We start from the raw sequence: 10,909 nt of genomic DNA, 5'->3' as shown, positions 1-10,909 counted from the left end.
GTTATACCTCAAAAGAAAGGAGGCAAAATGGACTATCTTCAAATGACAGCACCTTGTGGCTTGGATTGTTTCAATTGCATGATGTATTTAGCAAACGAAAATGAAGCACTACGAGCTAACATTTCCCAGCAACTTGGGGTCTCTATTGAACAGGCATCGTGTGGCGGGTGTCGAAATGAGGACGGCAAAATTGCTTTTCTTGGTATGACCGAGCCATGTAACGTTTATAAGTGTATCGGGAAAAAAGGGATTAAGTTTTGTAGTGAGTGTAACGACTTCCCTTGTGATCATCTTCATCCATATGCAGATAAAGCAGCGCAAGTTCCACACAATACTAAAGTTTTCAATTTGTGCTTAATAAAGAAGATGGGGTTGGAATCATGGGCGAAGGATAAGGCAAAAAGTGTCCAAGAAACGTATTTTAAGAAGGCATGGAAAATTTAACCGAAGGACATTCGGTTAACCAAAGGGGGGTATCGGTGATCTCAGCGAAAATGCTCGCTGAGTATATCGATGTTATATACAGAATTATAGCAGAACAGCGACCAGGGGAATAGCTCATGTTTCTTGTCTGCTGATTTGAGGTGTACATCTGGTATTAATCTACACTTTTCCGGGATATGTAATTTGTGAAAAGTAAATCAATAACAGTAATATTAGAAACATCGGGTGATTGGTCATGTCGAAGTATGATATTGTAATTACGCTATTTACTATAGTGTATGGACTGATGTTAGCCGATTTGTTCTTAAGTTTTCATAAACTTATCAGATCCAGAAAAACCGTAAAATGGCACTGGTTACCACTTCTAACTGCCTGGTACTTATTCTTAACTATTTTAAATAATTGGTGGGGCTTATTACCTTCTCAGGGTAGTACATTTTCAATGAATGTATATATTTTTATAGCATACGGACATTGGTTACTCTTAACATTCTTGTTGGTTTTAACTGCTTTACCTGATGTGATTGAAAAAAAAGGAGTTGATTTAAAAAGTTACTATTTCAAAAATCATAGATACTTCTGGGGATTAATGAGTTCTGTTGTTATCCTGTCTATATTAATAAACCTTATTAAACAATTCCATCAATCAGGCCCGATAGAAATTTCTACGATCCTTGCTGTTACTATATTCCCTATTTTGACAATTACACTGGCAATAAGTAAAAAATATTGGGTTCATTCTACTATCATAGTAATACTTGTAACGGGAGTTATACTTGAAATGATCTTTTAACGAAACCTGAAAGTGAAGGATTCTGTTTCTAAATCCTGATTCTCTATATGCTCAGGTAACACTTCATACGTAACCATAAGGGGGCACCGTTGATGCCCCCTTGTTTTCTTTTTTCTGAATCAGTCAACAGGACAGATCGGCAGTACCGTTCTTCCCTTTGATTCATTGATAACTTCAGCTGCTGCAAGATAGATGGCGGATAAGCCGCAGATAATACCTTCAAGGCCGGTGAAAAGACCAAACCATGCCGGCATCTCGAACCAGTGCCCAAGAGCAAGAAGCATGAACAGAACAGTCAGACTCAGAAATACGAACTGCAGCGCGCGGTTCTTCTTCCATGTAGCTACCCACATGCAGAAAGTAAAGAGACCCCACATGAACAGGTACCAGCCGAGAAAGACACCGCTGAATGCGTACCATTCGAACTTCGCTCCCAGAAGTATGAAGACAAGTGTCAGCCAGAAAAGGCCAAAACTTGTAAAAGCGGTTGTTCCGAATGTGTTACCTTTTTTGAACTCCATTATTCCGGCAATGACCTGTGCAAGGCCACCGTAGAAAATGCCCATGGCCAGAATCATGATGTCGTTCTCGAAAAATCCCGCATTGTGAATGTTGAGCAGGACGGTTGTCATACCGAAACCCATGAGTCCCAGCGGGGCAGGATTTGCAAGAGCGTCTTTCATTCACCCTCCAATAGGATTAGTTACCGTATTTCGCTATTATTTCTTTCTTGTCCATGCCCAGAATGCCGTATTTGGCCCCTATCTTTTTGAAGGCTTTAACGCATTTGTCAAGATGTTCTTTTTCATGCGCAGCAGAGAGCTGCACACGAATCCTGGCTGCGCCAGCAGGAACAACAGGGAAACAGAACCCGATTACATAGATGCCTTCCGCATACATATCCCGGGCCATATCGTTAGCCAGTTTTGCATTGTACAGCATTACAGGAACTATTGGAGTAACTCCTGGTCGGATGTTGAGACCGGCTTCTTCCATTCCTTTCCTGAAGTAGTCTGTATTCCATTCAAGTTTATCCCTGCGCTCTGTAGAGGCGGTTATCAGATCTATTACCTTGATCGATCCATTGACTATCGGGGGCGCAAGAGAATTGCTGAAGAGGTATGGACGCGCCTTCTGACGGCACAATTCAATCAGCTCTCTGCGACCGGATACACAGCCTCCGGAGGCTCCTCCCAGCCCCTTGCCGAAAGTTGTGGTGATAAGATCGATCCCGTCTATGACGTCATAATGCTCATGAGTTCCGCGTCCTGTTTTCCCTATGAATCCGGATGCGTGCGAATCATCAACCAGAAGCATCGCGTCGTACTCGTTGCAGAGAGCAACCATTTCATCAAGAGGCGCAAGATCGCCGTCCATCGAGAAAACACCATCCGTAACCACCAGCCTTGTTCTTTTGTTCTGGTGGAGTTCCAGCTTCTTCCTGAGATGTTTCATGTTCATATGCTTGAATGTATCGTACTCCGCTGAACATAGACGGATACCATCCACCAGTGATGCATGAATCAGCCTGTCAGCTATGATAACATCATCCTGGCAAAGTATTGCCTCAAATACACCGGAATTGGCATCCATACATGAGGGGAAAAGAAGGGTATCCTCCATGCCCAGGAATGCGGATACCTTGTCCTGCAGTTCTCTGTGAATATCTTGCGTACCACAGATGAATCTCACAGAACTCATCCCGTAACCGCGTGTATCAAGCCCTTCGTGGGCTGCCTTGATAACATCGGGATGGCTGGAAAGCCCGAGGTAATTATTTGCGCAGAAATTTAAGACCTTCTTGTGGGCAGCACCCTCGGGGTATTCAACCTCGATCTCAGCATCCTGTTCGGAACAGATGAACCGTTTCTCCTTGTAAAGACCATCATCCTTGATCTTCTCAATCTCATTCGTGAACAGGTTTCTAGTATCGTTTGAAAAAGCCATTTGTCACCTCCTCCGATTATCCCAGGTGCTTTTTTATAAGATCACATATGGAGTTGACTGTATCAAACGCTTCAGGAGTCGCTTCCTCATCCGGAAGTTTGATACTGTACTTATTCTCAACAAATCTCTTGAGAGACACCATGGAAAAACTGTCGACTATACCAGAGGATATCAGAGGAGAATCGAAAGATACTTCATCCTCATCATCTTCATCAAGGTATTCATCGACTATGTACTCCAGAACGGCACTTTTCATCTCTTCCATTTCAGATCCTTTCAGTTCTGCTATTAATCGTCAGAAAGACTTGATATGTCACCAACATCTTCGCCCCATTCAATTGCCTTCAGATACCTTCTTACTATCTTGCCCGAGCGTGTTTTAGGGAGTCTGTCCATGTATTCGATCTCCTGCGGCATCGCAAGCGGAGAAAGTCTTTTTCTGATAAAATTCATGATATCCAGTTCAAGATCATCGGAAGGTTCGTACCCCGGCTTCAGAGTAACGAAAGCCTTTACAACCTCCATATTAACTTCATCAGGCTTGCCCACGGCAGCTGCTTCAGCAATAGCCTCATGCTCCACCAGAGCTGATTCTATCTCAAAAGGTCCAACCAGATGACCGCCTGTGTTAATGACATCGTCATCCCTTCCCACAAACCAGTAGTAGCCATCTTTGTCAATGCTTGCTCTGTCACCTGATACATACCAAAGCTCAGGATTCATTCTAAGTTCATCAGGCATTGCGTCTTCTGCGGCTCCAACGAACTTGCTCCTGTATATATCCGGCTGTTTCCAATAACTTCGGAACATGGAAGGCCACCCGGGTCGGAATGCTATCAGACCTACTTTGCCCGGTTCCGTAACCGGTTCATGAGATTCAAGATCAAGAACAGCAGCCGATATCCCCGGGAAAGGCATTCCCATGGATCCGGGACGTATCTCCATACCGGGGAAGTTCGTAATCATCATTGCGCCTGTTTCAGTCTGCCAGAACGTATCATGGAACTGCAGTCCGTTGAATACTTCACCGCTCCAGATGACGGCTTCGGCGTTGAGTGGTTCTCCCACTGATGCAAGATGCCTTAAGGTAGAGAGATCAAATTTACCAACGAGTTCATTGCCATCTTTCATAAGCGCTCTGATAGCAGTTGGCGCCGAATACCAGACAGAAATTTTATTATCCTGAATGAATTGATACCATCTTGAAGATGTAAAACCGGAATCAAGAACACACTGTGTGATTCCAAGAACCCAGGGGCCGATGATGCCGTAACTTGTGCCTGTTACCCAACCGGGGTCTGCAGTACACCAGTAAATATCATCATCCTTGAGATCAAGAACCCAGCTCGTGGTGAGAGCCTGGCCCCAGACAGAGCTGTGAACATGAAGAGCACCCTTGGGCTGCCCTGTTGTACCTGATGTATAGTGAAGAACGGATGGTGATTCGGAATCTGATTTAAAAACGTCGAATTCTTCAATTCTCGGAGCGCTCTCCACATCAAAGAAAACTTCGCCTTCCTTCAGCTTGGCCGGATCACCTTCAACAACAATGATGTTCTTCAGTTCAGGAAGTTTGTCCTTTATCTTCCTGACCTTCCTGACATGTTTACGGGTTGTCAGAATAGCTTTCGTATTGGCGCTGGCCAGCCTGACCTCCAGAGATTCATCGCCAAACGCTGAAAAAAGCGGTTGAGCAATCGCTCCAAGTTTGAGAATGCCAAGAAATGAGAAATAAAGACTGGGAATTTTGTCCATAAAGATACAGACTCTATCTCCCGGCTCGATTCCCTGTTCTTTCAGGAATTGCGCAAATCCGTTTGAGTATATCCTGAGATCATTAAATGTGTATTTTGCTTTTCTGTCTCCGAATCCCTCCCAGATGAGAGCTGTTTTGTCAGCATCTCCCCTGTCGCAAATCCGATCGGAACACATGGCTCCTATATTAAGGAGTTCACCATCTTTCCAATCCATCACATCTCTTGCGATGTTCCAGCTGAAGTTATTCTTTACTTTTTCGTAGGATTCAATGTTGCTCAAAGTTCGCTCCTTCCAACCGTTCCGATATCTGTTTTTTCAGGGTTTTGATCAGCCTTCCATCACCACGACAGCTATTGCATTCAACTTCGTATGACTGACAGAAAGGTATATTTCCTTTACTTCCTTCTCTTGAGCCTTCTTAAGTGCTTCATCTGATAATCGAACCGCAACCGCCCCGGATTCATCCTTCACAATTTCTACATGCTTCCAGCGAAGTCCATGAGAGAGCCCGGCACTGAGCGCTTTGAAAGTGGCTTCTTTTGCTGCAAATCTGGCGGCATAGCTTTCCCATGGTCTGGCTCTGCCTGAACAGTACTTAACTTCATCCGGCATAAACAGTTCCTCAATCATGCCTTTATTGAGCCGAGCCCTGAAAGTATCAAGATCGACAATATCAATTCCAACCCCGACTACTCTCAAAATAATGTTCTCCCGGAAAATATATTTCGTAGTAATAACAGCATGTGAACTCTAACACGAGAATCTTGCCGTGTCCACCGTTTTAAGAATAATTGTACTTATGAAGAAGCTGCTGACGAAGCTTCTTCGGGAACGGTCTTTTCCCTTAAGATCCCACTGAATATTCAGGTTGACATACTTATATATCTTCCATAGTTAATATATCTGAATATAGATTTAAGGGGAATTATATGAATTCTGAAGACTGTAAGGTAACTGACCATGAATGTCATTTGAATAGAATTGAAAAATGGCACAGTAATTTTGAATCTTATATTGCACTCCTGATTGAAACTCTGGAGAAACTGAATGCCAGTTCAATTGAAGCTACGAAGGAATGCAGTGAACATTATAAGGAAACTGTTGAGTTAACAAAAGCTAAAACCAGATTCACTTTTGAAATATCCCATGAATTAAAAGCACCTCTGGCTTCTATATATAATATTATTAACGTAATATTGAGTGGTTATCTCGACGGAGACATTGATAAGCAAAAAGAATTTCTAAATAGAGCTAAATTGCGGATAAAAAGTATTACAGGACTTTTAGATGATTTATTAATGTTTTCCCGTCTTGAGGAAAGGGCAAATGAACTTGATAAGGAAAAATTCAATATTGGAGAATTGTTTACTTCACTTACTGAAGATATGAATGAATATGCAAAATACTGTGATATTGAAATAAACTGGAATCTCTGCGATAATTGTCCCGGTATTTACGGGAATGCAGAACTTATCAGGAGAGTATTCGCTAATTTAATTCAGAATTCAATAAAATACAGCAACCCCGGAGACCGTGTGGAAGTTACAGGACAGGAAGAAAAGGATCTCTTTCTATTTATAGTAAAGGATCACGGCACAGGTATTACAGAAGAAGATCTACCGAAGATATTCAACATGTTCTTCCGAGGTGAAAATGACAGATATAATCTCAGAAAGGATGGGATAGGACTTGGACTTTCTCTCGTAAAGAGAATAGTTAACGCTCATGGAGGCTGTATTAAGGTAAAGAGCCAATTGCATGAAGGAACTACAATAGAAGTACGGTTTCCTGAAACTCAAAAAAAGGAGAAATGATGTCAAAAGAAGTGCTGATTGTTGATGATGATATTGATTTTGTTGAAACCATTGAAATAGTCCTAAAGAGTAATGGTTACGAAACCCGTACTGCCTATAACGGTGAAGAAGCACTGAAAAAAGTTATCGAGAAAGCTCCTGACATCATGCTGCTGGACATTATGATGAAAACCAAAGGCGACGGCATATGGGTAAGCGAGAAAATTAAGGCGGACAAAAGTATCAAGGAAATTCCCATAATTATGATAACCGCAGTAAATCAGGATGCAGATATGGTGAAATTCCACTTCGAAAAAGATGCGGGGAAGGATTCGAAATATATACCTGTAAACACTTTCATGGAAAAACCTATCGAAATCGATGAATTGCTTGCAGAAATCAGTAAACTTATTGGAGCACCCTAGCCTGCCGCAAAAGATAGCTTTCTTACGTTATTGACTGTTACCAGATTGACTTGATACCAGCCCAAGTCTGATGATCAAGAGCTGTCTCAACACCCTCTATCAAGAAAAATGCATCGTAGGGAATGATCCACCATACATCATAACTAATCTGATACATACAATCTGTGTATATGGGGTCGCATATCAGCCATGCATCAGGACCGATGGAATTAAGAACAGTCATAGTCAGCCAGTATTCCCCTTCAGCCAGAGTAGGATTTGTCTGGAGATCAAGTTCAAGCTCCCACAATTCGTAGCCCCACATGGAAAATCCGGTTAGGGTCTCAGTCATGTATTCGGTAGGTACTATTTCTCCCCAGACATAATTACCCTGACCTCCACCTGTGTTTTCAAATATCTCAAGAGCTATCTCATTCGGATGAGTATTTCCATGAATAGTCCAGAAAGTAATAGAGCCAATATCGGATTCTGAATTAAGTATGAAATTGTCTGCAGCGGCAAATCCATCGATATTCATAACGAAGAGCCCGTCTGCCAGATAGTCCATGTTGAAATACTGTGAAAAGAGATAATCGTCTGTCTGAGTCGGAGAATGGATTTCTGAACACAGGAACTGCCCGTATCCTGAATCATGATTTCCTAATACTGCAACATCACATAGAAAAATGAAAAGAAACACCTTCATTTTAATAACCTTTCAGATCGTAACTTATCCGGATCTCATCTACTTCATACGAAATAGTTAAGTTACTATCTCAATAGATATTAGTTGTTGCTCCCAAAAGAAATTACAATAACACTTGATTAACTCACGTCAAGGTTTTAATCCCGAATTAACCGATTGAAATACGCATCGTTCTCTTGACAGAGCTTAGCCGGGAAACGATAAAACCCACATGAAAAAATCTTCAAGGAACCTCAAGAACAAGTATCGGATAATCCTTCCGACGGCATTGATAGTCTGCACATTACTTGTGCTGACGCTACGGGAGTGCAGACCACTGATACCACCTATGGACGACACATACATCCACCTGGTGTTCGGCAGGAGTCTTTTCTCCGGAAGCCCTCTCTCCTTCAACCAGGGTGAGACATCTTCAGGCTTTACAAGCCCTCTATGGCTTCTCCCTTCTGCCCTTGCTTCTATATCCGGCACTGAAGCGGCTCCGGTTGTTCTTATGGGGTTCTCCCTTATCGCTGCTGCATTGGCACTGCTTGCCGCGGGTCCATGGGCAGGGCTTCTAATGCTGATGACCGGACCATTCTTTTTCCATGCATCAAGCGGCATGGAGACAGCGCTTGCTTCTCTTTTTGTAATCGTACTATGGAAAAGCATCAGGGATGAGAATATGCTCGCTCTCAGACCGTTCATTCTCGCCGGAGCTTTTCTATGCAGACCTGAGCTTGCAATTCTCGCAGTACCATTGATCTTCGCCATGCCCGGGAGAAGTGTTCGAAATATTCTTATTCTGCTGGCACCATCATTTGTCGTCGGGATTCTATGGATATTATGGAATCTTCATGCTGCCGGTCTGCTGCTTCCTTCTACTTTTTACGCAAAACAATCTGTCAACTGGTTTTCATCTGCATCATCCGGTCTTCCAGGATTGCTGAAGAACCTGCTTCTTGTTTCTCCACTCCTTATCTTCGCAGCAGTTGCTTCAATAATAGAATTACTCAGAACACCTCCTGCTGAACACAGAAGAAGGAATATTGCATTGGGCTCATTCCCGATTCTGCTCTTTGCTGCTTCCCTTTTCCTTCAGCCGAACAGTTTTTTTCAGATGAGGTACTATGTTCCAGCCCTTACAGCAACAGTTCTCGTTGCTGGACACTGGCTGAGCGGATTGCAAAGAAAAAAATTGAACACCGCTCTTCTTGCCGCTTCAATGCTTCCGGGTTTACTGATTTTCGGAGAACGGCGAACAGAAGCTTCATGTGATGTTGGCGCTATTGATGTTGATCCAGCTGATTACCTTGCTGCCATCGCGACAGACACAGAGACGGTTGCCTCCGCAGATATCGGTGCGGTAAAATGGATTACGAATATGCACATTCTGGATCTTGACGGTCTTGTCACTCCTGAAAGGCTTCCAGGAAAAAATACTGAGGACTGGTACTGGATCGAGCTAAATGCGGACTATCTTCTTGCGTTTCCAGGGCAGTATTCCAACCTTGTCTCTGAAGCCGGTGAATCCATTGAATTTCTGGCTGGTTTCGGAAGCAGATCGAACGTGATATGCGGTGAGGATTCTGTAACTCTCTGGAGAATCTTCTGACTGGACAATCACCCTTTTTAAAGACTATCTTTTCAGCTTCTGCAGTTTGCGTAATCACTCCGAATACGCGATATATTAAGCTTGCTGACCCGCATATCATGAAAATGGAGAGAACAGGATGAATCCGGATTCTGACACCAAATCCAGTACAAGGATGATTCAGGAGAAGATACCAAGCTCCAGAAACAGATATGTAATTGTAGGTGCTCTTGTATCTGGTTTCATAGTCCTTAGCGCTTATTTCAATCTGGAACTTCATCGGAATATCGGTTATTCGCATTTCGCATATGTTCCTATCATTTTCGCCAGTTTCTGGTGGGGTCGAAAGTCCATATATGTAGCGATGATTCTGGGAATGGATGTTCTCGTTTTTAGATTATTCTCCAGCTTCACAAGTCCTCTCTGGGCCGATTTAATCCGAGTCGGATTATTCCTGATCGTAGCAACGGTGATCGGTGAATTGAGTACTGAATTAGCGAATACATACAGAGCCCTCAATGAAAAAAAAGACAGACTTAAAAAAACAAATGCTTCCCTCAAGGAGTTCTCCAAACTCAGGCGGGCTTTCCTTCACATCGCTATTCATGACATGAAATCCCCTGTTTCAGCGACGACAATGCTTCTTCACAGCCTTGAAACTCTCCTGGGATCATCAGTCACAACCAAGCAGAAACACCTTATAGTCAGAATGCATTCCAGACTGGACGAAGCAACTTCATTCCTCCGTGATTTTCAGTTCTTCGCTGCGCTTGAAGACACATCTCAAGTCAGGAAACATGCTAAGAAGATTGATCTGAATAAAGTTATTCAGAAGGTTGTTAAATCAAATCAGGATATCGCATCTGACAAAAAACACAAACTTTCGACTGACCTCCAGAAAGATCTGCCGCCCGTTGGAGGCGTTGAAAGACTTCTCTATGAAGTTGTTACTAATCTTGTTACCAACGCTATTAAATACACTCCTGACAGGGGCAGAATAATCGTTCGAAGCTTTACTAAGGATGAATGTACCATCTGTGTGGAAGTGGAAGACAACGGAATAGGCATCTCAAACGAGAATCAGAAAAAACTGTTTAAAGAATTCGCTCGCATCAAGGACAATGACGTTTCGGGAAAGAAAGTACCCGGTATCGGTCTCGGACTCTCCATCGTAAAACGGATAGTCGAAATGCACGGTGGCAAAGTGTTCCTGAGAAGTGAACCTGAGAAAGGGAGTGTATTCGGTTTCGATATATCCGTTTGTCCTGATCATGATTCACCCTCCATTCTCTCACCGATTCGCCTTCCGCAGATAACTGGAACCTGAGTATCATCCATGGACAATTCAATAATATCAGTCAGCAATCTTATAAAATCATATAAAGATGTTGTCGCAGTGGATGGCATATCTTTCAATGCATACAAAGGTGAGATCCTTGGAATACTCGGACCGAACGGGTCAGGAAAAACCACAACACTCAAATCAATTCT

Annotated in this window: 13 protein-coding genes; 7 read left to right on the top strand and 6 right to left on the bottom strand. The window is 42.9% G+C overall.

Going from position 1 to position 10,909, the window contains the following annotated elements; genetic code table 11:
- The first annotated feature begins 27 nt into the window (after nucleotides 1-27).
- Together K8R76_08755 and K8R76_08750 are read left to right on the top strand one after the other, a co-directional pair.
- Entirely contained in the window at nucleotides 28-444 is a 417-nt protein-coding gene (locus K8R76_08755; protein ID MCD4848266.1) for a DUF3795 domain-containing protein, read from the top strand.
- A gap of 235 nt (nucleotides 445-679) precedes the next feature.
- Nucleotides 680-1,237, top strand: a complete 558-nt coding sequence (locus tag K8R76_08750) for a hypothetical protein (protein ID MCD4848265.1) — start codon at nucleotides 680-682, stop codon at nucleotides 1,235-1,237.
- 119 nt (nucleotides 1,238-1,356) lie between these two features.
- Here the strand turns inward: K8R76_08750 and K8R76_08745 are convergent, their stop codons facing one another.
- The 5 genes from K8R76_08745 to acpS are packed head-to-tail and all read right to left on the bottom strand — an operon-like array spanning nucleotide 1,357 to nucleotide 5,641.
- Nucleotides 1,357-1,920: an acetate uptake transporter gene (locus K8R76_08745; GenBank protein ID MCD4848264.1), complete on the bottom strand. Its 564-nt coding sequence runs from the start codon at nucleotides 1,918-1,920 to the stop codon at nucleotides 1,357-1,359.
- A gap of 16 nt (nucleotides 1,921-1,936) precedes the next feature.
- Nucleotides 1,937-3,184, bottom strand: a complete 1,248-nt coding sequence (kbl, locus tag K8R76_08740; GenBank protein ID MCD4848263.1) for a glycine C-acetyltransferase — start codon at nucleotides 3,182-3,184, stop codon at nucleotides 1,937-1,939.
- A gap of 16 nt (nucleotides 3,185-3,200) precedes the next feature.
- Nucleotides 3,201-3,449 carry an acyl carrier protein gene (locus K8R76_08735; protein ID MCD4848262.1) on the bottom strand — a complete coding sequence of 83 codons (249 nt, stop codon included), beginning with the start codon at nucleotides 3,447-3,449 and terminating at the stop codon, nucleotides 3,201-3,203.
- Nucleotides 3,450-3,472: 23 nt separating this feature from the next.
- Nucleotides 3,473-5,221, bottom strand: a complete 1,749-nt coding sequence (acsA, locus tag K8R76_08730; GenBank protein MCD4848261.1) for an acetate--CoA ligase — start codon at nucleotides 5,219-5,221, stop codon at nucleotides 3,473-3,475.
- Between the two features lie 48 nt (nucleotides 5,222-5,269).
- Entirely contained in the window at nucleotides 5,270-5,641 is a 372-nt protein-coding gene (gene acpS / locus K8R76_08725) for a holo-ACP synthase (protein ID MCD4848260.1), read from the bottom strand.
- A gap of 230 nt (nucleotides 5,642-5,871) precedes the next feature.
- Here acpS and K8R76_08720 point away from each other — a divergent pair, with 230 nt between their 5' ends.
- On the top strand, nucleotides 5,872-6,756 hold the full coding sequence (locus K8R76_08720) for a HAMP domain-containing histidine kinase (protein MCD4848259.1): 885 nt from the start codon (nucleotides 5,872-5,874) through the stop codon (nucleotides 6,754-6,756).
- Nucleotides 6,753-7,160, top strand: coding sequence for a response regulator (locus K8R76_08715; protein MCD4848258.1), 408 nt, complete (start codon nucleotides 6,753-6,755; stop codon nucleotides 7,158-7,160). Before K8R76_08720 ends, K8R76_08715 begins: the two co-directional genes overlap by 4 nt.
- A 37-nt stretch (nucleotides 7,161-7,197) precedes the next feature.
- Here the strand turns inward: K8R76_08715 and K8R76_08710 are convergent, their stop codons facing one another.
- Nucleotides 7,198-7,845 (bottom strand): hypothetical protein, encoded by a 648-nt coding sequence (locus K8R76_08710; GenBank protein MCD4848257.1) that lies wholly within the window; start codon nucleotides 7,843-7,845, stop codon nucleotides 7,198-7,200.
- Nucleotides 7,846-8,056: 211 nt separating this feature from the next.
- Between K8R76_08710 and K8R76_08705 the strand changes: the two genes are divergently transcribed.
- From K8R76_08705 to K8R76_08695, 3 genes are all read left to right on the top strand, one after another.
- Nucleotides 8,057-9,439 (top strand): hypothetical protein, encoded by a 1,383-nt coding sequence (locus K8R76_08705; GenBank protein ID MCD4848256.1) that lies wholly within the window; start codon nucleotides 8,057-8,059, stop codon nucleotides 9,437-9,439.
- Nucleotides 9,440-9,557: 118 nt separating this feature from the next.
- A complete protein-coding gene (locus K8R76_08700; GenBank protein MCD4848255.1) occupies nucleotides 9,558-10,745 on the top strand; it encodes a HAMP domain-containing histidine kinase in 1,188 nt (395 codons plus the stop codon).
- Between the two features lie 9 nt (nucleotides 10,746-10,754).
- Nucleotides 10,755-10,909, top strand: a 155-nt coding sequence (locus K8R76_08695) for an ATP-binding cassette domain-containing protein (protein MCD4848254.1), incomplete at its 3' end; no start/stop codon positions are given.

This window comes from Candidatus Aegiribacteria sp. (assembly GCA_021108435.1).
GTDB lineage: Bacteria > Fermentibacterota > Fermentibacteria > Fermentibacterales > JCC-6 > Aegiribacteria.
This window is presented reverse-complemented; position numbering and strand designations above follow the sequence as displayed.